The organism is Streptomyces sp. R302, from assembly GCF_012927245.1.
Lineage (GTDB): Bacteria > Actinomycetota > Actinomycetes > Streptomycetales > Streptomycetaceae > Streptomyces.
Window position 1 is genome coordinate 22,577 of record NZ_JABBGE010000017.1, and the last position, 22,625, is coordinate 45,201.

The window sequence follows — 22,625 nt, forward strand, 5'->3', positions numbered from 1 at the left end:
AGCTAGTAGACGAAGCTGTCCGAGCGGCGCAGGTCGAGGGTGATGATGCCGTCGGCGGAGACCTCGTCGGCGACGATTCGGTGCCAGACGTCGATGCTCCCCACCCACGGCACCTGGACCTGGACGCGGATGTCGTCGCCGAGCTGCCAGCTACCGAAGCGCGCGTTGGGGTGGTCGATGACCTGGATCCGGGGGATCTGGATGGCCTTCGTCCGCCCGGCGAGCTCGGCGCGGCCGCGCTTGGACAAGGCGGTGGACGAGGCGAGGGTCTTGTCGGTGACGGTCACCACCCGTCGCAGCCGCCCGTCGTAGGCGGCGACCTGCGCGCGCGCCATCTTGCGGCCCTCGCCCTTGCCCAGGACCACGGCCTCGTTGGCGTACTCGTCGCCCATGCCCTCCGGTTTGGCGATCGCGATGATGTTCTCCGCGTCGGCGAAGCGCAGGTCGGTGCGACGCCGGCCGAGCCGCGGCTTCCCCAGACGCAGCCGGTGCGAGATCGTGTTGCCGGTGGCCTTGGCCCAGAAATGCTCTTCGCGCCAGTCGAAGGGCGTGAGACGGGTGAGCGTGTCGATGACCTGCCCGCAGTCGGGGTTGTCCCACCAGGCGAGCTCCCACGGGTCCGAGCCGTCCCGGGCCCCGAGGAGCTCGCCGAGGTTGTGGGCGTCGACGATCAGTCCGATGTCGCCGTAGGGGCGGGACTTGATGTGAGCCCAGACGTTGCGGACCGCGGCGTACACGTCCTGGCGGGGGCCGCCGTAGGGCTTCGGAGGCTTGGGCATGCGCTGCTTGCCCTTCTTCCCGTCCACCCACCCGTCATGATTCTTATCCTTTCCGGCATAGGGGTCCTTCGGGGTGATGAGCTGGCCGGAGACCATGTAGCTCTCGTACGGAATGCCGTGCGCGTACGCGGTGAACCCGGCGCAGCGGATCGTCGCCTTCTGGTCCTCGTACGAGGTGTGGGTGACGATCCCGCCCCACCGGATCGCCCCGTTGATCTCCAGGTACAGCTTCGTCCCCCACTCCTGGATGATCGGCTTGCCGTCGGAGCCGATCATGCGCTGGTACTCGGGCTCGATCGTGCCCATCATCGAACCGGGCCCGGACAGCTCCCGCCGGGGGTTCGACGTCAGGGACAGCGGCACGTCCCAGTCGAGGATCGTGCCGCCCAGGGCCCGCTGGGCGATGAATCGCCACCTCTCCATCTCAGACCCCGCCCTCCAGCCCGGGCTCGCCGGCATCCGGCAGATCCGGCAGCTCCTCGGGCGGCTCCTCTCGGAACGGGGCGTCCAGGAAGAGGGTCCCCATGGCCACGGCGGGCTCGGCAACCTCGGTGTCCGGGGTCTCCGAGAACTCGACCTCCAGGGTGAGCCACGAGCTCTGGTCGACCTGCACCTGCCCGTTGCCCGCGGCCGTCAGGCGCGTCCACACCTCCAGCTCCTGCGTGGTAGAGCGCAGCTCGGCCGCGATCAGGAACTCACCGGACAGCAGGACGGTGCGCCGCCGGACACCCGAGCCCTCATCGTCGCCCAGGGGGACGTCCGGGCCCGGCAGGCCGGCGAACACCAGCCGGATGTCACCCGCCACCGGGCTCCCGGAGACCCGGAACCCGGACACGGACAGCTTTGCCGTCATCCGCGTCGCCCACACCGGGACGTCGAACCGCCAGGTCGTCAGCTGCCCGGGCCACTCCTGCCACGACCCGTCGAGGTAGCCCAGGGTGGTGGCCTCGCCCAGCCGGGCCGTCCGCATCCCCCGCTCCTGCCGCGGGTTCGCGATGGCACGCAGGTCGGTGATCATCTGCTGCGTGATCGCCGCCGTGTTCGCGGGGATGTCGATACGCGCGAGGACGATCGCCGAGTCCCGAGGAGCGAGCGTCGCCAGATCCCGCCCGACCGTCGTCGACGGCACCCCCGAGATCACCCGCGTGAACAGATACGGGCCCGCCTCAGGGTCCGCGGGCAGAGCCCAGCCCTCGCCCGCGGGATAGGGATTCTCCACCCGCGCCACGATCAGGTCGCTGCGCGGCTGCGCGCCGGTGGCCGCGATCGGGATCGTGTCCGGCACCGGCAGCCGGCCCGCGTACGCCTGGTACGTCGCACCCACAGCCCGGTTGAGGATCGCGCACGCACCCGGGGCGACCTGCACGCTCGCGTCGGGCTGAGTCAGGGCGCGCACCACCAGGTCCCGCGCGCCCACCACGCCCTCGTTGCTGCCGAACGCCGCGTACGCCAGCAGCCGCGCCGTCTCGGCGGAGTGCAGCGCCCCGCCCTCCGTGAACCACGGGACTCCGTCCCACATCTGCGTCTCCTCCATCGATCCGTCGAAGGCGCGCAGCGTTCCCCAGGGGAACACCTAGCGTCTCGCGGAGCGAGGAGCCGGGGCACTAGATGTGGGCGAAGGCGTTCCGCCACTGGATCGTCATGTAGGCGCTCGGGTCCGGCAGTCCCGTGCACTTGAGCTCGAAGGTCTGCCGGCCGGGCGGCAGCACCATCTCGTCCAGGCGCGGGGAGCCGCGCCGCATCAGACCGGCGACCGACGCGCTGCCGCGCGTGACGGTCGAGATCCAGGGGCGGGTCTCGACGGCGATCTTCTCGCCCCGCTTGAGAGTGAGATCGAAGTGCGCCGTCCACCACCCCTTCAAGACGACGGCGGGGTTGGTAATCGGGCCGTAGATGGTGATGTACGGCCACGCCGCCTTGTTCCCGCCGTTGTACACGACGCCCGGCGGCTCCCCAGGGGTCACCGGCGGGAGCGGCGGCGGCGAGGGGAACCCTCCGCCGATGGGAGAGGACAGGCGGGGACCGAAACCGCCGGGCTTGGGGATACTCGCCCAGATCAGCGGCACCCGCTCCATCTGCTCGACATCGTCGTACGCAGTGTCGTCCACGCACGCGAACTCCGCGACCACCGGCGTCAGTCCCTGTCGGGTGAGCTGCGACCCGACCGCCGCCCACTTCCGGGGGCGGCCGTAGAACCGGCGCTGCCGGCCGCCCTGGGTCGTCGACAGCACAGCCGAGTGTCCGTACCGCACCCGCAGCGACTCCGCGTCCCAGGCGCGGGCGAACGCCGACAGGCGGCTGAGGCCGGCCGCGTGCCGACCGTGCTGCGTGCTGGAGGCGCCAACACCGTCGACGGCCATCTCGAACGTGATGGTGTTCGAGGCCCGGTAGTCGCGGCCGAACCGGATGCCGTCGCCGCGCGGCAGCACCATGTCGCCGTTGTCGCGGCTGCCGAGGGTCATCTCGTACGGCTTGGTCAGGTAGCAGCCGGTGCGGAAGGTCCCGAAGGTGAAGTCGGCGCCCGGGTGCCACCGGTAGCTCGGGTACCAGAGCCTCCACTCGCCCTCAGCCGGCATGTATTCCTCCAAGTCGGATGCGTCGGAACTCGAACATGGCGTCCGAGATCGCCTCGCCGGGGGTCATCGGCTGGCTGGTCATCGTCAAGTTGAAATCGCCGCCGACGAGCGCGGGGGCGGGTCCCTGGACGCGCGTCGGGCGCGGCATGGTGGGGGCCGCAGTGCCGTCGCGGTGAAGCCGTGTGGCGCCGTCGGCGTACTGGCGCATCGCGCCGTTGGCGAAGTAGACGACCCGGCCGCCGAACATCCGGGCCACCTCGTCGAGGATCGCGGTCGAGCGCTGGCGCTTGGACGGGGCGAGAGGGATGTACGCCTCGCCGCCGGTCTCCGGCTCGGCCCACAGGCGCCACTCACCAGGCCGCGCGATCTGCGCGATGTGCCGCTCGGTACCTCGGGCGAAGGCGTGCAGGCGGTTCCCGAAGGAGTTGATGCCGCCGTTGGCGAAGGCCGTGAGTCTGGAGGCGGTGCCGTGGAAGCCGCCGTTGGCGAACCTCACGATGCCGCCGTCGGCCTTCTCCACGACGGACGGCTTGCCGACCGAGTGGTACTGGACGGTGACGTGGACCGTCCTGCCGGTGAGCGAGTTGATGCCGGACTGGATCGCCTGCACGTTCGCGAGCGGGTCCTGGTTCGGCACGGTGATCTTGACGGTCTTGCCGCCCTTGTCGACCTTTTCGATCTTGAAGCCGAGTTCCTCGAGGGCCTTCTGCGCGACCTGCGTGGGGGCCTTGACCTCGATCGACTTGCCCTTCATGTCCGCGACCTTGTCGCGGACCGCCTGCAGATCGCCGGCCGCCTGCTTCACGACCGCTTCGACGGTGACCGTCTTGCGGTTCGGGGCGTTCGCGATGTCCGTGGTCAGGGCCTGCAGGTTGCCTCGAGCCGCGTCGGTGCGTGCCGAGACCTCGACGTCCTTCGTGCCGGGGATCCTCTGGACCTGGAAGCCGAGGTTCTGGAGCTGCTGCGAGACCTCCGCGGTCGGCGCCGAGATCCGGATGGCCCGGCCCCTCTCCAGGTCCATGAGCTGGGTACGCAGGGCGAGGAACTCGGCGGTCGCCTGCGGGACGCCGCCGGTCGTCATCACGGTGGTGACGGTGGAGGGGACGAGCCCGAGCTCGTTGACGAGCTTGGTGGCTTCGGCCGTGGGGATGTTGAACGCCTCCGCGAGGGCGATCGCCTTGGCGCGGGACTGCTCCATCGCGCCCTGGCTGCGGGTCAGCGCTTCCGACATGGGCATAAGGCCCTGCTCGGCGGCCTCCTGGTAGCGGACGGTGAGCGCGAGCGCGGAGTCTTTGAGCTGGTTGAGCTGCTGGTTGAGGGTCTGACCGTTGCGGGTGGCGGTGTTGACCTCGCCGCTGCTCGTGACGAGCGCCTTGCCCCAGCCGCCGGTCTTCTCGCTGGCGGCCGACATCGTGTCCTGGATCTCGAGGAACTGCTCGTTGAGGCGGGCGGTGGCGTCGTGCACGGAGTCCGAACCGCCGCTCAGCGCGTCCAGGGCTCGCTTCAAGGCCTCGGTGCGTTCGTCGGCGCTCTTGGTCTTGTCGCTGTAGCCCTGGACCGCGGACGACAGCCGGTCGTACGCGGTGAGGCCCTTGTCGCCGGCCCCGCTCATCGCCTCGCCGAGTTCCGCGTTGCGCTTCTGGCTCTTCTCCAGCTCCCCGCGGACTGTCGCCAGAGCCTTCTGCGCCTGGGACGCGGCGATGCCCTGCTCGTCGAGAGCCTGCACGGGGCCGCGGGCGGTATGCACCCACGTCTGGTGCGCGTCCGCGGTCGCCTGGAGCTCCCTGTCCAGGTCCTCCAGCGTCTTGCCCTGGCCGAGGTAGGCGTTGGTCAGGGCTCCGATGCCGATGCCGGCCTTCTGCATCACCTCGACGAGGCGTCCCTTGCCGTCGGCGAGCTGCGTGTCCTGCAGGAGCATCGCGGCCTGGGCGCGGACGTTCGCGTCGATCGCGCCGCCCGATGCGGCCAGCGCCTTGGCGAGGGAGTCGACGCGTTCCTTATGCGCCCGCGCGGCGCGGGCTGCGGCCTCCTGCCGGGAGGCGAGGTAGCCGAGGCCGATCGTGATCCCGGTGATGGCGATGCCGAGGGGGCCGCCGAGAGCTGCCGTCATGCCGCCGATCGCGGTCATCGCGGTGCGGTTCGCGGCTTTGATCCCGCGCATCGCGCCGCCGAGCCCACGTCCTTCTGTGGCCGCGGTGCGGTAGGCGGTGCCCATGCGGTTCCACAGCGAGACCTGCGGGCCGAGCTGGCCGGGGCCGAGGCTTCCGCGGAGGGTGTTGCCGACGTTCCGCAGCGACGTCCCGGCAGCGGTGACCTGGGTACCGAAACGGCGCATGAGGTTCGTGATGCCCGAGACGACCTTGAGGGTGAGCATCAGGCTGAGGAAGGCTGCCAGGACGGTGGTGGCGCCCGGAATTGCCGTCATCAGGCTGTTGAACACGCCCAGCAGGCCACTGAACGCCGTGAGGAGCAGCCCCAGGCCGAGGCCTGCGTCGGCGACGCTCGCGATGGCGGTGGCGAGGTTGGAGATGAGGCTGATGATGGCGGGGCCGACGCTCTGGCCGAGGGCGTCGAAGAACCGGCCGACGGCGGGCATCAGCTCGAGGCGGATCTGCTGCACCAGTTTCGTGACCCCGCCGTCCTGCATGGCCCGGCCCAGGCCCCGCATCATGTCACCGAACAGCAGGTTGATCTCGTGGAAGGCGGGGGCCGAATCTGCGAAGAACTGCTTCATCGCCTTCTGGCCGGCGCCTGAGGTGGCCCACCGCTCGAAGCGCTTCATGGCGCCCTCGAAGCCGTTGAGTATCGCGTTGCCGGTGTCCGTCGCGGCCCGGCCGACGCCGCCGAGCCCGCGGATCAGGCTGCCCGAGGCCCGGCCGAGTTGCGCCGCCTTGTCGCCGGCGTTGTCGAGGAAGCGGGCTAGGGAGCCGGTCTCGCGGCCGGCGGCCACCGACGCCCGCATCCACTGTGTGGCGCGTTCGGTCGCCTGGCCGACCCGTTCGGTGAAGGGGCCGGCAGCGATGAGGAAGTCGAGAGAGGCGCGCCCCAGGTTTCCCAGCGAGCCCGTCATGCTGCCAAGGACGCGCGAGTTGGTGGACGCGATCGTCTTGAAGTCGCGGCGGAAGATCCCGGAGCGCAGGAACTGCGAGCCGCGCTCCGCCGAGCGTCCCAGCTGTTCGGCGGTGTCGCCGAGGGCCTTTCGCAGGAGGGGGAACGTGGCTGTGGCGAGGGGTTTGATGTCGTCGGCGACCCGGGAGAAGAACCGGTCGCTGACAACCTTTCGGACGCCGGCCCACGCGGTCTGGAGCGAGCTGACCGCGGAGACGGCCTTGCGGGCCGACGGCGAGAGCTCGTCCATCGCGGCCTTCAGCTTCTCCTGCTGCGCCTCGGTGATCTTGCCGTCCCGGGCGAGCATGTCCTGTGCCTTGCGGGTCTCCTTGAGGGCTTCCCCGAAGCCGCTGAAGGCGATCTTCGTGGCGGCGGCGGCAACACCGGCGGCGGTGATCAGCCCTGGGATCGCGCCGAGGACTCCGACCGCGGGCGCGGCGGCGGACACGAGCGCGGTGAGTCCCGCGCCGTACTGGCCGAGGAGGGCGACAGCGGGCTGCGCCAGGGCGACGAGCGCGCCGAGACCGAGCATCCGCAAACCGCGGCGGCGGCCATGGGGAAGGCGCGGGGTGACGGGGACCGTGATCGGGTTGCGGTCGGCTTCTGTCTGGGCGCCTGCGATGATCCGGCGGACCCAGTCCAGCAGCCCCCCTCGTTCGCCTTCGGCTTCGTCGGTGGCCCGGACGGGGACGCTCAGGTCGACGTTCTCGATCCGCCGCTGGAGGCCCTCGATCGTGCTTCGGATCCGGTCTTCGTCGATCTCGACTCGGATCTTCGCGGTGATGCCCTTGGACGCTTCCTTGACGGTGTCCTTCAGGCGTCGGCGCAGTCCCTTGCTGTCGACCTCCACCGCGATCTGGGCGGCCAGGCCTTCGGCGGCCGTCTCGACGGCCGTGCGCAGCTTCCCCGCGAATCCTGCGAGGTCGGCGACGACCGGCACGTCGAGGCGGCCGGCCTGCAGGCCTTCAGCCACTGCGGATCATTCCTCTCTGCATGGAGGCCGCCAGCAGTTGCTGATGGCCGTTCATCGGCGGGGCGGACTGGCCGGAGCCAGTGGGGGCGGGGTTGGAGTGCGAGCTCGCGGGCGTGTAGGGGCGGGGCACCGTGCGGGGTTCGCTGCGGCGGCGGTCGGCGGCCAGGAGGGCGACTTCCTCGATGAGCTGCGCCAGGAGCTCGGTGGTGACCGTCCATCCGTGCGCGGGCCCGGACTGGACGCGGGAGTCGTCCGGTAGGCCGTCGAGCAGAGCGATCAGACGCCGGAGCCCGAGGAAGTCGGGGTGGTCGGGCCGGAGCCAGAGTCGTCGGGCGTCGAGCTGGTGGTAGCGGGAGAGGTCGGACTCGACGTCGGCCCACCGTTCTCGGAGGAGCCGCCCAGTCCCAAGAGCTTTCCCACCTGCACCCCGTAGATCTTGGTCAGCATGGTGGTGAGGAAGATGTAATCCTCCAGGCCGGGCCTGGTGGCGATGAAGTCGGCGTACTGCGCCTTACCCAGGAGCTTGGCGAAGGCCTCGCGGACCGCTTCGAGGAACAGCCGCGGCAGGCGCGGGCGGCGGAAGACGGCCGTGACGATGTCGTTGATGCCGGCCTCGCCGCCGGTGGCGCTGAAGATCTCCCCGATCAGGCCGAAGAGGTCGAGCTCGTCAGACAGGAGCGGGTCGAGCGTGTCTGCCGGCAGCTGCGCCGGGAAGTACAGGTCGAGGTCCTCGGTGTAGCGGACGGCGATGCCGTGGGGGTACTGGGTCTCGCGGCGGGCGGCGACGGCGTCGATGGCGTACGTGATGGTGGACATGCGGGGCGGGCCTTCCTCGGTGGTGTTGGTGGGCCGGTAGCGGCAGCGCGTGGACGGTCGCAAGCGGGGGTACTTGTGTCGCGCGCTGCCGCTGACGGGGGTTACGGCACGGGCGCGAAGGCCGGGTCGTCGGTGAGCGTGTACCAGGCTTCGAGATCGTCGCCACCCTGCACAGCGAGGCGCAGGGGGAGCGTGGCTTCCTTGGCCTTCGCGAGGTCCGTGGCGACGCCTTCCATCTGCATCGTGCGCGGGAACATGTAGCGGTAGTGCTTGGAGCCGTCGGCGATCTCGATGCACGCGGCGGTCTCCGAGCGGCCGCCGATGCGGGGCGGAACGAACTTGTAGTGCTTCGGTTCAGTGGTGCCGCCGCTCGGGGTGACCTCGGTGATCGTGCCGCCGCCGTAGACGGCCCGGAAGTTGGCGCCGGACCACTGCTGGAGGTCGATCTCGATCGTGGCCGCGTCGTCCGTCTGGAAGATGCGGGTCGGGAGGGAGGCCTGGTGGGACTTGACGGTCTCGAAGCTGGGTTCGGTGTTGAACTTGAGGCTGTCGGGGTTGGTGTAGCCGACGGCCTGCCAGCCGGCGGGCATGGCGACGGTGGCGTCGGCCGGGGCGGCCGTTCCGACCGCTGCGAGCCACAGGCGGGCAATCTGAGGGATGACGAGCTGGTTGGGGTTGGCGGTCTCGCCTGCCATGGCGGGGCTCCTCGGGGTTTGGTTCCAGGGCCGGGTCAGCATGGGGAGCGGACCGGCTTTGCGTCGCGTGGCTATGGGTGGAGGGTGACGGCGAGGTTCATCAGCCACCGGGGCTGGCCGTCGACGAGGGGGCTCCACAGCAGCAGTCCGGACGGTCTGACGTCGCTGACGACCGGCCGGCCGGGGCGTCGGGGCTGCTCGGCGAGCTCGAGGGTGGCCGTCGCGCAGCGCAGAAGAATCCGGCGGAGTTCGGCTTGTCCGGGCCAGCCGCCTGGGTCTCCGTACGCCTCGAGCGTCACCTCGGGGGTGATGCCCCAGCGCAGGTCCCGCAGGTCGCCGCCGGCTCCGGGGGAGACCCGTAGGTGGGGCCATGGGGCCTCCTGGATGCCGGAGACTCGGCCGGGGCCGCCGAGAGCTTCGGCGGCCTCCGGGTGTTCCTGCAGCCAGGCGAGGACGGTTGATACCGGGTCCGCGTCCGCGAGGGTGAGGGCGTTCATCAGGACCGGGGGGTGTAGCCCTGCACGCGCAGACGCTCGGCGTACTCCGGGGAGACGAGGATCTCGTCGCCCGGCGTGTAGTGGGTGCCGTCGACCTCGAGGTGGTGCGACAGCGTGATGGTGACCGGCGCCTCGAAGGGGTTCACGGCCGGACCGACAGGCCCGGCGAGGGCCGGCGGTCGCGGCGCGGGAGCGGGCTGGGTGACGACGTCAGCGTCGGAGGGCTGTTCCACGGCAGTGGGGGCGGCGGGCTTCTTGGTGGTGGTGTTCGTGGCCATGGCCCGCACTGTGCACATGCCGACCGCTAGTGTCGTCCCATCGCAACAGCTCAATGAGGGGGGTCTGTGGCAAGGCAGCGTCTGCTGTCCCTGGTGACGCGGTGGATTCAGCTTCCGAAGCCGATCCGGAGAGTCGCCTGGGTGGGAATTCCGTCCGGGATCGTATGCGCGGCTCTCGGAATCGTCGGAGACGGACTTGGGTGGTGGGACGACCGTAGCTTCCTGACGAACCTGCTCTCGAGCTTTACGGGCTTGCTCATCGGTGTCCCCTTCGCCTTGGTGGTGCTTTCCCATCTTGGCTCGCTGCAAGCCGAAGCGGTGGCTCAGCAGGCGGCCCGCCGTCGAGGCCTGAACACGGCGCTTGAGTTCGAACAGATCGTCCTCAGTGGCTTCCGTCAGCTTGAGCTCGATGACGCGTACGCGGACCTCATTCGTCTGCGCACCGCCAACCAACAGTTCCGCCAGGCGGTGCATGCTTGGCCTAAGACTCCCTCTCCTGCTTCTTCCCTTGCCGTCTCAGAGACTTTCGAGCGCAGGCACGATGCGATCCAGGCGGCCTTCACTTCACGGGCCAACTCCTTCGTTCCTTGGCTGACGAGTGTCAGCGAGGTCTGGCATCGGCTCGACATGGAAGTCCGCCCGCGGCTCGAGGATGCCGGCGTGCAGTGGATGGCTCGTGCTGATCATGTCGCGCTCAGGTCGGCGGTACGGGTGCTGGATGGCCGTGTCAACGGGCGCCTCATGAGTAACCAAGGAGGTCCTCGTAGGAGCCTCGATCGCCATGTGCGTGGCGAACCCGTCACGGAATCTGCTCTCGAGAAGGCGATCGAGCACCTTCGGGACGATGCGGATGCTGCTCACGAGGTCGTGGTCGCCCTCATCACGATCCGGAAGTCGTTGCCGGCGGTCAACGGGGTCGCACGTTAACGACGGGCGGCAACAATTGCGGCTGCGCGGGACATGAAGAAGGTGCCGTCGGCACGCAGGTTGCCGGGGTAGACCGTGCCGACTTCGGCTTCGACAACCAGCGGGGCCCGTACGGAGACGGTGACGGTCACCTTCTTGCCGGCCACGATCGGCTGACCGGTGTTGATGTGCTGGGCGATGCCGTCGGGGTCCCGGTGCACGGTGCACCGGCAGTTCTTCAGGTTGGCGACCGCGCGGGAGGACTCGTCCTTGGGCCGGATCATGTAGGTGTGGGCGCCGACGCCGCGGTGCTTGATGTCCCAGTCCATCGAGGTGAGCTTGAAGCGGAGGTTGTCGGGGACCTCTTGGCCGTTGGCCTCGACGTGGGTGGGGCGGACCTTGTTGTCGCCCATGGTCACCCACTTCTTGACGGGTGGGGCCAGGCGCTTCGCTTCGACTTCGACCTGCTGGGCGATGCTGCGGACGGCGGGGGCGACCATGCGGGCGAGCTGCTCCTCGAGGCCCTTGGCGGGGGTGAACTTCGCGCCGGCCATCAGGGGGTCTCGGGCGGGTTGCGGGTGGCGGTCGCCTGGACGTAGTCGACGGCGGGGCAGCCGGGGACGGCGTGCAGGCGGGTGGTGGCCAGCGTCCAGGAGCGGCCGGTCTCGTCGGTGACGGTGTCGCCGCCCGCGACCGGCCAAGCGCGTGGGTCGAGCCGTACGGTCCATGTGCCGTCGGGCTGCTCGAGGACCGACCCGGGCCAGGTGCCGCGGGGGGCGGGGCGCTGGTTGGGGTTGGGCGGCACGGGGACACCGTTGGTGTCGCGCGCCCAGGGGTGGGCGAGGACGTGCACGGTGAGCGTGGCGTTCGGCAGCACGACGGCCATAGGTCTTCTGCTCCTGTCAGCGGCCCCGGCCGCGGCCGGGGGAATAGGGCCAGGGCGCTCGGGCGGGGTTCTGGACGGGCTGGTAGAGGAGGCGCCGCCAGCGGGCCAGGCTGGTCAGGGCCGGAAGGGCTCCGGCCTGACCGGCGGCGGGCGCGGGCTCGTAGGAGATCGCCTGTCCCTCCGCGCTCACGGAGGACACCCTGCGGCCTTCGCCGCCGGCGGCGCTGCCGGGCCGCTGTCGTTCCGATTCCGCGGCGTGCGCGGTCACGTAGCGGACGACCGCGGTGTTGGCGGCCCCGTCGAAGCCGACACGGAAGTCGACGTCGTATGTGCCGTCCCCGCGCGGGCGGTAGGAGCTCACCTCGGCCTGGTCGTCCATCTCGACGGGCCAGGTCTCGACGTCGTCGAGGTCCTCCTCGCGCTGCCATCGGGGAGTGAGGCCGGTGTGGGTGACGAGCGTGGGGACGATGGGCTGGCCGAGGTAGCCGACGACGTCGGCTTGCGCGTTGCGGATGGCGGTCAGGAGGGCGTCGCGCTGCTCGGCGGTGAGCGGGAGGGGGATCCCGATGTGCTCCGCTACGGCCTCCGGGGAAGTGACGGTGCCCAGTCCGAGCGGCAGGTCGAGGCGGACGGCCTGGTCGCGGACGGGCGCGGCGCCCTCGCTCGGGATGAAGGCGACGGACGCCCAGTATCGGCCGGGCGGCACGTCGGGCAGCTCGAAGCGGTACACCCCGGGGCGCAGCCGGATCGCCGGTTCGGTGGTGGCCGCGACGAGGGTCGTCCTGTCGGGGCCGTCGTACAGGGACAGGCTCGTCACCTGGCCGCCGGCCGGGGCGGGGTCGTAGTACGCCCCGGCGTACATCGGTTCGTAGTCGTAGGTCACTCCGCCCCCTGCTGGTCGGCGGCCGCGGCAACGCACGCGGCCTGTGCGACGAGGCGCTCGCGGATGCGGGCGGCGATGCTCTCGGAGACGTGGGCGCCGGCGGGCTGCAGGAGTCGGTGGACGGGGGTGCTGTGCGGGCCGAGGTAGGTGCTCTCGACCAGGCGGACGGTGCAGATGAGGATCGATCCGTACTCGGTGAGCTGCCTGAAGACGGCGTCGATGTCGGCGGGCGGGAGTCCGGTGGCGTCGTCGAGGATGACGTCGGCGAGGTGCGCGTCGTCGGGGATGACTTCGGTCGGGTGGGCGTAGAGGGGGGCGGCGGGCGCGGGCGGTGCTTCGTGGGTGACCGGGGGCTCGAGAGGGGCGGCGTCCGGCGGCACCGGGGTATCGGCCGCCGCGGTGTCCTCCTCGGCGGCCGGTTCGGCCGGGGTGAGCGGGGCGGCGTCGGTGGCGGTGTCCGGCGTGGCCGCCGGCGGGGCGGTCTCGGCGGCCGTGGTGGTCTTGCGGGTGCGGGTGGTGCCTGCCATGGGTGGCTCCCTGTCGGGCTGGTGGTCTGGATGGCGCGCACCTTGCACACCGGGTGTTGCTTGCGTCGCGTCCTGGCGCGGTGCGGCAGAACGGTGAGGGTGGCCCCGCGTCGTCGGGGACGCGGGGCCACCGTGGGGTGCTGGATCAGGCGTAGGTGAAGGCGGCGTTCTTGGTGGTGTTGCCGGAGTCGGCGGCCACGACGACGTTGACGGCTCCGGCCGCACCGGCGGGGGTCTTGACGCGCAGTTCGGTGTCGGAGACGACCGTCAGCGTGGTGCCGGGCGTGGCGCCGAAGTTGACCGCGGTCACGCCTGCGAGGCGGGTGCCCTTGATGGTCACGGTGGTGCCGCCGGCGGCGGGGCCGGAGACGGGGCTGATGGTGGTGATCGTGGCCGCCGGCGCGAAGAGGCGGTCGATCTCGGACTGAGGCAGGACCGTACCGGCCTGGTGAAGCAGGTGGAGCCGGGAGCCTTCGGGGCGTCCGTCGCCGGGACCGTAGGGCTTGGTCTCGTAGACGTCCGCGGTCAGACGCATGAGGGGGTCGGTGACGGCGGTCGCGGGGAACGTCGCCTTCTTGATGAGGGTGCCGTCTTCCTTGTAGAGCACGGTGGTCCTTCCTGATGGTGGTGTGGGTGGAGGGCAGGGGGTGGGGTGGGCTTGGGTCGCACGGCGGCAAGGGACCTGGCCAATTGGACTAAAACGATCTTGGTCGGCCTGGTGGCGGTCACGGCCGGCTGTCGCGGAACTGCTTCCCGGGGCCGCGGCGGCGCTTGTCCCGCTCCCGCTGGAGCTCGCTGAACCGCTTGCCGGCCTGCTTGGTCTTCAGGTGCTTGATGTTGTTCGCGGGAAGACCGACGCGCCGCGGCCCCAGGATCGACACGAGGTCCCCAAGGTCACCGCGAGAGGTGTAGCCGGCCTCCTCAACCGACGCCTCGTCGGGGAAGACGTCGACGTGCCGCTCGGTCTCGAGGTCGATGAGGTGGTCCCAGCGCCCACCGAGGGAGAAGACCCACTTGAAGTTGGGGGGCGGATTGGGCTTCACGTGCTCGAGGAACATCGGAATGCTCTTCGTGTACGCGTAGAACGTGACGTCCGGGGTGGCCCGGAAAATGCGGAGCCAGGCCTGCAGGTACTCCACGCTGAAGAAGTCGCCGGCGTCGTGGCAGCGAACGAACTTGCCGCCGCGGTAGCGCTTGTGCTGGAGCTCGGCCTTCATTGCCGCCTCCCAGCCGGGGAGGTCGTCGAGCACCATCATGAGGTTCGCTTCGTGCGCGGCCTTCACGGTGCGGAAGCGGTAGGTGCCCGTTCGGGCGTAGCAGAGCGGGGCGCAGGCCGATGCGCCCGGGCAGGTGTTGTAGTTACGGCCGTCGGGGAGCTTCCCGGCCCACGCCGGAAGGGTCCACTTGTAGGTGTCGGCGGAGGAGCCGTCTTTGTAGGTGGTCAGGAGCCACCGTCGTCTGGGTGTCATGCGGGGACCGTGCAGGCGCCGGGCGGCTTGCGTCGCGCTCAGAGGATCCGGAGGTCTTCCCAGCCGTCCGGGCCGACGCTGAAGACGAGCAGGCCGGCTTTGGAGACCTCGCCGGACCGGACGGCGAACCAGTCGGAGCCGTTGTCGAGGGGCGGGGCCTGGAGCCAGAGCCGGCCGGCGCCCATCTGCTGGGCGCGGAAGTGGTGGAAGTGGCCGGTGAGCAGGATGTCGGCGTCGGCGATGGGCTGGCGGCCGAAGGTCTGTCCCCTCCACCAGTCGCCGACCTTGTCCGGCCGGGGGAACTGGTGGCCGTGGGCGAGGCCCACGATCTTCCCGGCGACGTTGAGGCTTACGGTGTCGCGCCACCGTTCCGGCATCACGAAGTTGACGTGGCTGTAGGCGTCCGGGTTGCGGGCGAATCCGTCGGCGACCTGGGACATGACCTCGATCCCCCAGTCGTCGACGGGCGGCCCGACGGCTTCCTTGCCGCGGCGCACCCGGGCGTGGTTGGAGCCGCAGGTCGCGGCGACGACGCGGCCGAACCGGCCGGCGAGGCGGTCCAGGCCCTCGAACGTGATGCGGCGGTGGATGCGGACCATCTCGGTCAGGGCCAAGTCGTTGGTGAACATCTGCGAGGCGACGTTCTCAAAGCCCTCGATGCAGTCGCCGGCGTCGAGCCAGTAGGCGGCGGTGGGGCCGCGGCCCACCGTCTTGAGGTCGCGGATGTGGTCGTCGAGGCGGTCGAACCGGTCGGCGACGCGGGCGATGAGCTCGGGCGTGCCGCCGTCGCGGCCCACCTTCCCGGCCTGGGCGTCGGCGTAGGCGACGACGAGGGCGCGCTCAACGGTGTCGGCGGCAGTGCGCGGCTTGCGGCGGCGGCGCATCGCGTCACGAACGAGGGCGTCGACGTCGCCGGCGGACATCCACGCGGGCGCGGCCGGCTCGATGACGTACCGGCAGCGCCACACCGCGCGGGTGACGGCGTCCTCGCCCTGGGCGTCGCGGTGCCAGGCGGCCGGGTCGTGCTTGGCCTCGACCAGGCGGACGCGGAACCCTTCGGGGACGGCCAGGCCCATCTCTTCGACGCGGGCCCGCCATTCCGCCTCGCCGGCGGGGTGCTCGGGGGCGGGCGGGGCGGTGACGACGATGGTGCCGCCGGGCTCGTAGCGCACGCCGCTCTCCCAGCCCTTCGGCGCCGCCGGATGCACGCGGCGGGCCTCAGGGGCGCGGCTGTGCTCGGCGGGCTCGAGGAGGGCCTGGAGGCCGTCGGTCAGCTTCATCGCTCGCACCTGCATCCGTTGGGCTCGCCCCGCCGCCGATGACGGCCAACGGTGGGTGCGGTGATCTGCACGCCGTGCCGGGCGAGGGTCTTGGCGATGTGCGACGTCTGAACCGTGGGGTTGTCCAGCACGGTGCGCAGCAGCGCGGCGGTATCCGCGTCCACGGTGTCCAGGTAGGCGGCGACACTGCAGCGGGGGCCCTTCTGCGGGCCGGGGTCAACGGTGAGCGCTTCCAGGTCGGCAGCAAGGCCGGCGAACTGCTTCTCGATCACCAGGTCCTCCGTCGTCGTGATGGTGGTACGGGGGAGGGGGCGCACCCGAAGGCCCGGGCGCGCCCCCTCGTGGCCGGGTGGCTTACGGGGCCGGGGTGGTCCACTTGCCGATCACGAAGGATTCCGGGCGCGGGATCTCGAGCGCGAGCCGCTCGTCGGCGCGGAACGTGATCAGACCCTTTTCGTAGTTCTCGGCGTTCTCCGAGGAGACGGTGACGGAGACGTTCTCGCGGTCGTGGAGCTGGGCGCCGAGACCGAACGCGCCGATGAGGAAGTCGCTGTCGGCCATCGCGGTCGTCTCGACGACGTTGAGCCGCCAGACCTTCTTCTCCGCGCCGATGGCGACGGCGATGGCAACGCGGAAGGCGCCGTTCTTGTCCTCCTCGACCTCGACGTGCTCCCACATCGTGGGCGACAGGACAATGCCGGTCGGGTCGTACTCGGCCAGCAGCGCCTTGGTGATCGCGCGCCGGATCTGGACGGAGTACTGGTCGGAGGCGAAGCCGGTGTACTGCTGCACACCGGGGGTGTTGTAGATGCCGGTCAGGGACTGGCCGTCACCGACGCTGTGGAGCAGATCCCAGTCCTCCGCGTACTTCACACCCTCGACCATGCGGGTGTTGATGAACGTCTTGAGACGCGGTTCGTCCGAAAGCACATTCTTGTGGGCGTCCAGGAGATGGGAAATTTCTGCGACCGGATACAACGTCGGCGTAAGGGTCAGCTTCGACCGGGGGGCCCTACCCCAGGTGTCGGTGTCGGCGCCGGTCGCCGGCGAGGTGCCGTCGGCGGCGTACCGCTCCTTGACCTGCCGGGCCGCGTTGGTCCAGCCGGTCTCACGGGCGCCGTAGAGGACGGCGTTCTTGGTCGTGGACTTCGGGAAGAGGTCCCGCACGTGCATCTTGCGGAAGGGGCGCTCGGCGATGCCGAGGTTCTGCGCGGAGCCGAGGACCTGGTGGGTCACCGAGCCGGCGGAGAGCGAGAAGATGGACTTCCCCTCGATGTCGGCGCGGATGTACGGCTTGTCGCGGAACTCGGACTGGGTGGCGCGCTGGTAGGAGCCGGACTCGACGAACAGGTCACCGAGGGACTTCTCCTCGATGCCGGGGGTCTGGCCGTAGTGGGTGGCCGCGGCCGGCGGGCGCTCCGGCGCCTCGAGGTACTGCTTGATCTCGGTGAGGCCCTGCTCGGCGTCGATGAGGGACTTGATCTCCTTGGCCTCGGCGGAGACCTTGCGGAACGCGGCCGCCTGTTCGGGGGAGACGACGAACTGGCCGCCGTCCTCGACCTTGAAGGTCTGGCTGATGGTCTCGGCCTCGGCGGACTTGGTCTGGAGCGCCTTCTGCAGTTCCTTGATGCGGTCGGTGGTCTCGGTGGGCATTGGGGTGGGCTCCCTGTGCTGGATGGGCGATGACGTGCGTCGCTCGCCCGGCCAGCACCGGGACGCCTCAACGCGAGGCGCATGAAACGGGGACGGGGTGGTTAACGTCGCGTGCTGCCCGTCAAGGTCGTCTCGCGTGGGCAGCTCATGGTGTTTGACCTGCGGTTTTCGGAAGGCGGCCGCGTGGCCCGGCAGTTGTGGCGGAGGCCTGAGGGGTGTCACTCAGATCCGCATGAGGGCCAGGGCGTCCTTCACCTCGTCCATGTCCAGACGGACGGTGCCCTCGTCCTCGGCGGGCGCCGGGGGCAGCTCCGGCATGTCTTCCTCGTCATCGTCCGCGGGGGCGTCAGGGGCGTCGCCTTCGTCCTCTGGCATGTCCTCCTCGTCCTCGTCCCACAGGTCGAACGCGGCCGACGACGGCGCAGGCGCATCGTCGTCTTCGGTGACGTCGAGCCCCTTCTCGGAGAGGGCGGCGATCAGCTCCCGTACGGCGTCCCGGACCCCGCCGAGCTGTTCGGGGCCGGCCGTGGTGCTGCTGACGCGGGCCGTGGCGTCGGCGAGCGCGGTGGCGGTGGGCTGTACAACGCGGGCGTCCACGTCCTCGTCAGCGGTGGCGGCGCGGTGGGCGGCGGTCCCTTCGGGCACGACGATGGTGGCGAGCTCGACCGGCTGGGGAGTGTCCAGGGTGATGGCGCCGTCGGCCGCGACCGCGTACGGGATGGAGTAGTGGCTGCTGCCGTGCTCCTCCTCGCTGTGCACGGTCACGATGACCCGGTCCGGGTAGGTGCCTTCCACGCAGGTCCAGGCGCCGTCCCGGCTGAGGAGCTCTCGGACGGCGTCGGACAGGCGGCCGTGGAACTGCTCCTGGGACTCGGGCAGGGGCGTGGACGTCTTCATGGGGCCCTCCAGGGGGATCGGCTGGCTCTTGGCCTCGAGGACCGTGGAGCGGGCGGACTTGTGCTCGACGCGCGGTACGGCGCGCGCGGCCTGTACGGCGGCGCGCGCGGACTTCTCCTCGGTGCGGGCCTCGCCGCCGCGGGTGGCGTCGATGATCGCCTCGAGGACGTTCGGGACGGGCGGGGCGGCGGCGAGGCCCTGGGGAAGAGCTGCGCCGGCGAGGAGCTGCCACGGGGTGTCGCGGCATTCCGGCCGCAGGAGCGGCATGTCGGGCAGCGCGGTGATCGGCCACCAGGCGGTCACCTCCGTGGCGTCGCCGGTGGGGTCGTCCGGGTTCGCGGTGGGGCGCTCGCTGTGGGGGGTGTTGATCGGCACGGCGGATTCGGTGGGCGTGACCGCGACGTAGCCGCGGTAGATGCCGGTCGGGGCCGTCCAGGAGCCGACGATGTTCGTGCCGTCGGGGAGCGTGGCGCCGGTCTCCTCGTTCCATTCGCGGACGGCGGCGGAGGCTGCGTCCTCGCTCTTCTCCAGGTGGCCGCCGGGGAACTCCCAGGTGCCGGCGGCGGGGTCCTCGGGGTCGAGGGCGCGCTGGATCATCAGGACTCGGCCGGTGTCGGCTGCCTTGAGGGCGAGCCCCGCGACCTTGATGGCCTGGTCGCCGGCCAGGAGCGTGTCGTCGACCCTGCTGTAGGAGGGTGCCGTCTTGTGCTCGAGCTCGAGGCTGCTGCCGGGCCCGGCGGCAGCCGACTTCACTTCGAGGGATCGGGTCAGCGGGTGTGCGCCGTGCAGGACGGGTGAGACCTCGTAGAGGTCGAGCTGGTGGATGACGCGAACGCCGTCGCCGCGGCGGCGGGCGCCGCCGGCCGGGACGCGGTAGCCGATGGAGAACGCGGCCTGCTTGTGCTCGTGCCACTGCTTGACCTGCTGGTAGGCGTCTCGTCCCTGCTTGGTCTGCAGGTTGTAGTGGACGGTGGCGACCAAGGCGCCGGCTTCGGCCGGCCAGTCGGGGACGTCAGCGAAGCGGGGGTCGCCCGGCATCCACTCTTCGACGTGGACCACGACCCCGACCGGGTCTTTCCACTCGTGGTGCCACACCGTCTTGACCGGGCGCTTGGCCAGCGTGGCGGTGAAGGCCCCGGGGAGGATGAGGTCCTCGACTTCGTCGACCATGCCGGTGACGGCGTAGATGGCCCGGCTGCTGCCGCGCGGCATGACGGTCGGGCGTTCGGATCGGGTGGGTGGAGCGGCGGTCGGCACGGCGGGAACCTCCGGCGGGTGGACAGTGGGGCCGCCGGGCACCGTGCCGATCGCGCGTGGTTACTGTCCTGCGGTGGTCGTCGCGTCTTCCGTCGCCTGCGTCTCGGCCGCGGATCGGGCCTCGAGCCAGCCGCGGATCCAGTAGCGGTAGCCGAAGCGGTCCTCGACGCCTCCGAGCTGGTTGTAAGGGGACGCGTCGGAGGGGTTGCCCTGGGCGTACGCGGCCTTCCCTTCACCGATGAGGCCGAGAGCCGTCTGGCGGTTCATCTGCACGATCGGCGCTCCCTACTGGCTCGCGAACAGCGGGTCTTGTGCACCGAGGCCGTCGTCGGCGCCCTGGGGGGCGGGGTCGGCCGACGCGCCCGGATCCTGGTTGGAGTCGGGGCCGTGGGTGCGGGTCATCTGTGCTCCGTCCACATCGGTTGCCCACGCGTCGGGGTCGCTGTACCGCCAGACCTGGCCGGTGGAGTCACGTACCCATCCGGTCAGTGTGCCGTCTGTCGCCCGGTCGAGCCAGGCTTGCTCTCCGTCGCTCCCGGAGTATCCGGCGAAGGCGTTGTCGGGGTCGCTCTCGTCACCCTCGTTGTACAGGTCGCCGCCCCAGGGACGCGAGTCGTCCTCAGGAGGGACCGTCTCCGACTGCTCAGCGGTGTCAGCGGTCTCTGCCGTGTCGTCCGGGGATGAGTCCAGTGGCTCGTCTTCGTCACCGGTGGGGTCGTCCGTCGGCGCGGCCGGCTCATCGGGGCCTGGGGGAGGGGGCTGTTCGGTGTCGTTGGTGGGCGGCAGCTCCTCCTCGTCGTCCTCGTCGAAGGGCTTGCCTGTCGACGGGAGGGCCTTGATGGCGAATCCATATCTGGTCACGGGCGGAGCTTGCACGGTGCCGCGGGTAACGTCCCGCGGAGGTCTGTGTGCAGGCCCCGGATCCGATCCTCAAGAAGTCGCCGAACGCGTTGCTGCCGACGGCCGTACCGCAGGAGCCTCCTGGCTCCTGCGGTACGGCGCATGACCACATCACGGCAGCAGCCAGCTCCCCATCACCCACAGGCGGGCGATGCGGTCGCCTTACGTGTCCGCACCCGTGACAGCGGGGGTACAAGCGCCCAGCCGCGTTCCGGGGCCGCCTGACGCCCGCTCAGCGCCCCCGACCCGCTCCTCCCGCTGCCAGCGCTTTTCAGTCGTCCCACAAGTCCCGCAGCCGCCATGGAACGTGGCTACGGAGGATCCTGGACCTTAGGCGGCCTATCGGACCCACCCCGAACGACCCTCAGATGAGGAGATGCTTTCGGTAACCAGTACTCGTGAAGCCCAGCCACAGCCAAGCAACCACAGCGTGTGGAGAGCTGGAGGACGGCGTACGGAGGTACCTCAGCCTACCCGTGACCTCCTCCTGGATTGATGGGGAGCGCCTTCGCGAGCACCGGCCCCCCGGGCCGGCGCGGAGCAGGGGCAGGCGTCGCTGAACGACGGCTGTAGGGCACGCGCTCGATAGCGGCGGGTCCAGTGCCTCAGCGCTAGCGCCCTGCGAGTGGCGATGTCCCCCAACGGTGGGCAGCGGGGCCATGTCCTTGTCGCTGCTGCCTCGTGCGCGGGAAGCCTCCGAGTTGAGGTTGTTTCGATTGCAGTAAGAGGGCGGGATCCCCGCAAGCCTCTGACCTGCGAAAACGTTGATTTCGACCCGACTGGTGAGTCGGGTAACCCGATCCGGGAAGCGGGTTACCCGACTCTGGAGTCGGGATGACACGATCCTGGAGTCGGATCACTTGACGATGTGCGATGCGCAGGACGCGCTCTGATCCGACCCTGTGAACGGATCACTTAGCGATACGGTAATGTTCATCTTGGTAAGTGACCCGTTCCTGAAGTCGGATCGCTTCACCGGAAGCACACCGACTCGGGAGGGGCAGAGCCGCAGATGGCACAGGAAGCCGCGGAGGTCCTTGCGCTCGTTAACCGGGAGACCGGTGAGGTCAAGGAAATCCCTCGAGCGCCGTACGCCTTCGACGGGCAGCACATCAACGTCGGGATCCGTAAAGGGCGCGAGCTGGCGTCGGCCGCCTCGGGCCTGACGGACCGGGAGTTCCGGGTGGCGGTTTGGTATTGGTTCGCCACCGAGGAGTCCCAGGGTGCGGTGCGCAAGACGCAAGCCGAGATTGCCATCGAGCTGGGCATGAGTCCCGACGCGCTGGGCCGCGTGATCAGGGTGTTGAAGAAGTCGCGCATCCTGCTGGAGAACGGCAGCGTGGGCCGCACGAAGTTCTACCGGTGCACGCCCTACCTGGCCTTCATCGGCAGCGGGTTCGCCCACCGGGACGCGGTGAAGGACTGGAACCCGCCGGAGACCAAGGTCAGGCAGCCGCGCAGCCGACAGCGCACGAAGAAGAAGGACGAGAGCTGATGCAGATCCACGATGCGAAGGACGTGCAGTACCTCCTTCGGAAGACGGGCGAGGCGAAGCTGAACCCGAACCAGCGGATCGTGGTCATGCTGTACGCCTCCTCGTCGCAGAGGCCGGACGGCACGGTCGAGACCCAGGCGACCGAGCTGGCGAAGACGGCTGGGATGACGCCGCCGGTCCTCTCCCGCACCAGGCGCGAGCTCGTTGACGCCGGCTGGCTGGAACCCACCCAGAAGTTCGGACGAGTGCAGGTCTACCGGCTGGTTCCCGGCATATTCGCCGACCGGGGCCTGGCCGGGCGACACCTGCGGGCCGTCAGCGGATAAGACGCAGAGAGCACAGCGATCCGATCCGGGAGTCGGATCACTGCTCGATACGCGAGGGTCGGGAGACAGCTTGTCTCCCGACCCTCCGCCATGCTCGCTCGATTGCATCCCACGCAGATCGGCCAAGATCGTTTTTGCACAATTGGGCAAGTCCCCTGGAGCCCAGTCAGGGAGCGGCCGCACCCATCGAATTGATCACGTTCGTGCTCCGCCGCAGGACCTCGAGCACTGCCTTCGTGTCGTCCCCCGAGACAACCTTCATGGGGCCGGCCGGGGACAGGGCGATGCGCTCGCCCATGTGAAGTTCTATGAGAGCCGCGGCCCGGCGTGACCCGATCACCGGACGGTCGGCCCGCCCGGTGATCTGCACCCTGTAGGCCGCGCCGTCGTCGAACACGCCGGTGACGGTGAGCACCTTTTGCCT

General features: G+C 70.1%; 24 protein-coding genes. 3 read left to right on the forward strand and 21 right to left on the reverse strand.

Features of this window, described 5'->3' with window-relative positions; all coding sequences use genetic code 11:
• Positions 1-2 precede the first annotated feature (2 nt).
• From HHL19_RS35320 to HHL19_RS35355, 8 genes are all read right to left on the reverse strand, one after another.
• Positions 3-1,202, reverse strand: coding sequence for a hypothetical protein (locus HHL19_RS35320; protein ID WP_169094507.1), 1,200 nt, complete (start codon positions 1,200-1,202; stop codon positions 3-5).
• A 1-nt stretch (position 1,203) separates the two neighbouring features.
• On the reverse strand, positions 1,204-2,298 hold the full coding sequence (locus tag HHL19_RS35325; RefSeq protein ID WP_206325885.1) for a hypothetical protein: 1,095 nt from the start codon (positions 2,296-2,298) through the stop codon (positions 1,204-1,206).
• Positions 2,299-2,383: 85 nt separating this feature from the next.
• Positions 2,384-3,355, reverse strand: coding sequence for a hypothetical protein (locus HHL19_RS35330; protein WP_169094508.1), 972 nt, complete (start codon positions 3,353-3,355; stop codon positions 2,384-2,386).
• A complete protein-coding gene (locus tag HHL19_RS35335) occupies positions 3,345-7,436 on the reverse strand; it encodes a hypothetical protein (protein ID WP_169094509.1) in 4,092 nt (1,363 codons plus the stop codon). Before HHL19_RS35335 ends, HHL19_RS35330 begins: the two co-directional genes overlap by 11 nt.
• A gap of 276 nt (positions 7,437-7,712) precedes the next feature.
• Positions 7,713-8,252 carry a hypothetical protein gene (locus HHL19_RS38340; RefSeq protein WP_169094510.1) on the reverse strand — a complete coding sequence of 180 codons (540 nt, stop codon included), beginning with the start codon at positions 8,250-8,252 and terminating at the stop codon, positions 7,713-7,715.
• 101 nt (positions 8,253-8,353) lie between these two features.
• Positions 8,354-8,947, reverse strand: a complete 594-nt coding sequence (locus HHL19_RS35345; protein ID WP_169094511.1) for a hypothetical protein — start codon at positions 8,945-8,947, stop codon at positions 8,354-8,356.
• A 71-nt stretch (positions 8,948-9,018) separates the two neighbouring features.
• Positions 9,019-9,444, reverse strand: coding sequence for a hypothetical protein (locus HHL19_RS35350; RefSeq protein WP_169094512.1), 426 nt, complete (start codon positions 9,442-9,444; stop codon positions 9,019-9,021).
• Complete coding sequence (locus HHL19_RS35355) at positions 9,444-9,722, reverse strand: hypothetical protein (RefSeq protein WP_169094513.1); 279 nt, start codon at positions 9,720-9,722, stop codon at positions 9,444-9,446. The genes HHL19_RS35350 and HHL19_RS35355 overlap by 1 nt, the downstream gene beginning before the upstream one ends.
• A 141-nt stretch (positions 9,723-9,863) precedes the next feature.
• Between HHL19_RS35355 and HHL19_RS35360 the strand changes: the two genes are divergently transcribed.
• Positions 9,864-10,649 (forward strand): hypothetical protein, encoded by a 786-nt coding sequence (locus HHL19_RS35360; protein ID WP_169094514.1) that lies wholly within the window; start codon positions 9,864-9,866, stop codon positions 10,647-10,649.
• Here HHL19_RS35360 and HHL19_RS35365 read toward each other — a convergent pair.
• From HHL19_RS35365 to HHL19_RS35420, 12 genes are all read right to left on the reverse strand, one after another.
• A complete protein-coding gene (locus HHL19_RS35365) occupies positions 10,646-11,182 on the reverse strand; it encodes a hypothetical protein (protein ID WP_169094515.1) in 537 nt (178 codons plus the stop codon). The two genes, HHL19_RS35360 and HHL19_RS35365, sit on opposite strands and share 4 nt — an antisense overlap.
• Complete coding sequence (locus HHL19_RS35370; RefSeq protein ID WP_169094516.1) at positions 11,182-11,514, reverse strand: hypothetical protein; 333 nt, start codon at positions 11,512-11,514, stop codon at positions 11,182-11,184. The genes HHL19_RS35365 and HHL19_RS35370 overlap by 1 nt, the downstream gene beginning before the upstream one ends.
• A 16-nt stretch (positions 11,515-11,530) precedes the next feature.
• Complete coding sequence (locus tag HHL19_RS35375) at positions 11,531-12,397, reverse strand: hypothetical protein (RefSeq protein WP_169094517.1); 867 nt, start codon at positions 12,395-12,397, stop codon at positions 11,531-11,533.
• Positions 12,394-12,924 carry a hypothetical protein gene (locus HHL19_RS35380; protein ID WP_169094518.1) on the reverse strand — a complete coding sequence of 177 codons (531 nt, stop codon included), beginning with the start codon at positions 12,922-12,924 and terminating at the stop codon, positions 12,394-12,396. The genes HHL19_RS35375 and HHL19_RS35380 overlap by 4 nt, the downstream gene beginning before the upstream one ends.
• A 145-nt stretch (positions 12,925-13,069) precedes the next feature.
• Positions 13,070-13,531: an IPT/TIG domain-containing protein gene (locus tag HHL19_RS35385; protein WP_346768575.1), complete on the reverse strand. Its 462-nt coding sequence runs from the start codon at positions 13,529-13,531 to the stop codon at positions 13,070-13,072.
• A gap of 118 nt (positions 13,532-13,649) precedes the next feature.
• A complete protein-coding gene (locus HHL19_RS35390) occupies positions 13,650-14,393 on the reverse strand; it encodes a hypothetical protein (RefSeq protein ID WP_169094519.1) in 744 nt (247 codons plus the stop codon).
• A 38-nt stretch (positions 14,394-14,431) separates the two neighbouring features.
• On the reverse strand, positions 14,432-15,673 hold the full coding sequence (locus tag HHL19_RS35395; RefSeq protein WP_240982071.1) for a hypothetical protein: 1,242 nt from the start codon (positions 15,671-15,673) through the stop codon (positions 14,432-14,434).
• The gene (locus tag HHL19_RS35400) at positions 15,670-15,945 is read right to left on the reverse strand and encodes a hypothetical protein (RefSeq protein ID WP_169094521.1); all 276 of its coding nucleotides are present in this window, start codon (positions 15,943-15,945) and stop codon (positions 15,670-15,672) included. Before HHL19_RS35400 ends, HHL19_RS35395 begins: the two co-directional genes overlap by 4 nt.
• A gap of 82 nt (positions 15,946-16,027) precedes the next feature.
• Positions 16,028-17,326, reverse strand: coding sequence for a phage major capsid protein (locus tag HHL19_RS35405; protein ID WP_169094522.1), 1,299 nt, complete (start codon positions 17,324-17,326; stop codon positions 16,028-16,030).
• A gap of 222 nt (positions 17,327-17,548) precedes the next feature.
• On the reverse strand, positions 17,549-19,480 hold the full coding sequence (locus HHL19_RS35410) for an NUDIX domain-containing protein (protein WP_169094523.1): 1,932 nt from the start codon (positions 19,478-19,480) through the stop codon (positions 17,549-17,551).
• Positions 19,481-19,540: 60 nt separating this feature from the next.
• Positions 19,541-19,753, reverse strand: a complete 213-nt coding sequence (locus HHL19_RS35415) for a hypothetical protein (RefSeq protein WP_169094524.1) — start codon at positions 19,751-19,753, stop codon at positions 19,541-19,543.
• A gap of 12 nt (positions 19,754-19,765) precedes the next feature.
• Complete coding sequence (locus HHL19_RS35420) at positions 19,766-20,341, reverse strand: hypothetical protein (protein WP_169094525.1); 576 nt, start codon at positions 20,339-20,341, stop codon at positions 19,766-19,768.
• A 1,051-nt stretch (positions 20,342-21,392) separates the two neighbouring features.
• On the opposite strand from HHL19_RS35420, the gene HHL19_RS35425 reads away from it, so the two are divergent.
• Both HHL19_RS35425 and HHL19_RS35430 read left to right on the forward strand, forming a co-directional pair.
• Positions 21,393-21,875 (forward strand): MarR family transcriptional regulator, encoded by a 483-nt coding sequence (locus HHL19_RS35425; RefSeq protein WP_169094526.1) that lies wholly within the window; start codon positions 21,393-21,395, stop codon positions 21,873-21,875.
• Positions 21,875-22,201: a replication initiation protein, RepL2 gene (locus HHL19_RS35430; protein WP_240982072.1), complete on the forward strand. Its 327-nt coding sequence runs from the start codon at positions 21,875-21,877 to the stop codon at positions 22,199-22,201. Before HHL19_RS35425 ends, HHL19_RS35430 begins: the two co-directional genes overlap by 1 nt.
• 166 nt (positions 22,202-22,367) lie before the next feature.
• On the opposite strand, the gene HHL19_RS35435 is transcribed toward HHL19_RS35430, so the two are convergent.
• Positions 22,368-22,616 carry a hypothetical protein gene (locus tag HHL19_RS35435; protein WP_169094527.1) on the reverse strand — a complete coding sequence of 83 codons (249 nt, stop codon included), beginning with the start codon at positions 22,614-22,616 and terminating at the stop codon, positions 22,368-22,370.
• Positions 22,617-22,625 lie beyond the last annotated feature (9 nt).

Bases quoted from the DNA above. Each gene is read 5' to 3' on its own strand.
- HHL19_RS35365 (WP_169094515.1), bottom strand. From the start codon at position 11,182: ATGGCCGGCGCGAAGTTCACCCCCGCCAAGGGCCTCGAGGAGCAGCTC.
- HHL19_RS35395 (WP_240982071.1), bottom strand. From the start codon at position 15,673: ATGAAGCTGACCGACGGCCTCCAGGCCCTCCTCGAGCCCGCCGAGCAC.
- HHL19_RS35370 (WP_169094516.1), bottom strand. From the start codon at position 11,514: ATGGCCGTCGTGCTGCCGAACGCCACGCTCACCGTGCACGTCCTCGCC.
- HHL19_RS35320 (WP_169094507.1), bottom strand. From the start codon at position 1,202: ATGGAGAGGTGGCGATTCATCGCCCAGCGGGCCCTGGGCGGCACGATC.
- HHL19_RS35390 (WP_169094519.1), bottom strand. From the start codon at position 14,393: ATGACACCCAGACGACGGTGGCTCCTGACCACCTACAAAGACGGCTCC.
- HHL19_RS35325 (WP_206325885.1), bottom strand. From the start codon at position 2,298: ATGTGGGACGGAGTCCCGTGGTTCACGGAGGGCGGGGCGCTGCACTCC.
- HHL19_RS35405 (WP_169094522.1), bottom strand. From the start codon at position 17,326: ATGCCCACCGAGACCACCGACCGCATCAAGGAACTGCAGAAGGCGCTC.
- HHL19_RS35425 (WP_169094526.1), top strand. From the start codon at position 21,393: ATGGCACAGGAAGCCGCGGAGGTCCTTGCGCTCGTTAACCGGGAGACC.
- HHL19_RS38340 (WP_169094510.1), bottom strand. From the start codon at position 8,252: ATGTCCACCATCACGTACGCCATCGACGCCGTCGCCGCCCGCCGCGAG.
- HHL19_RS35330 (WP_169094508.1), bottom strand. From the start codon at position 3,355: ATGCCGGCTGAGGGCGAGTGGAGGCTCTGGTACCCGAGCTACCGGTGG.
- HHL19_RS35355 (WP_169094513.1), bottom strand. From the start codon at position 9,722: ATGGCCACGAACACCACCACCAAGAAGCCCGCCGCCCCCACTGCCGTG.
- HHL19_RS35350 (WP_169094512.1), bottom strand. From the start codon at position 9,444: ATGAACGCCCTCACCCTCGCGGACGCGGACCCGGTATCAACCGTCCTC.
- HHL19_RS35430 (WP_240982072.1), top strand. From the start codon at position 21,875: ATGCAGATCCACGATGCGAAGGACGTGCAGTACCTCCTTCGGAAGACG.
- HHL19_RS35345 (WP_169094511.1), bottom strand. From the start codon at position 8,947: ATGGCAGGCGAGACCGCCAACCCCAACCAGCTCGTCATCCCTCAGATT.
- HHL19_RS35380 (WP_169094518.1), bottom strand. From the start codon at position 12,924: ATGGCAGGCACCACCCGCACCCGCAAGACCACCACGGCCGCCGAGACC.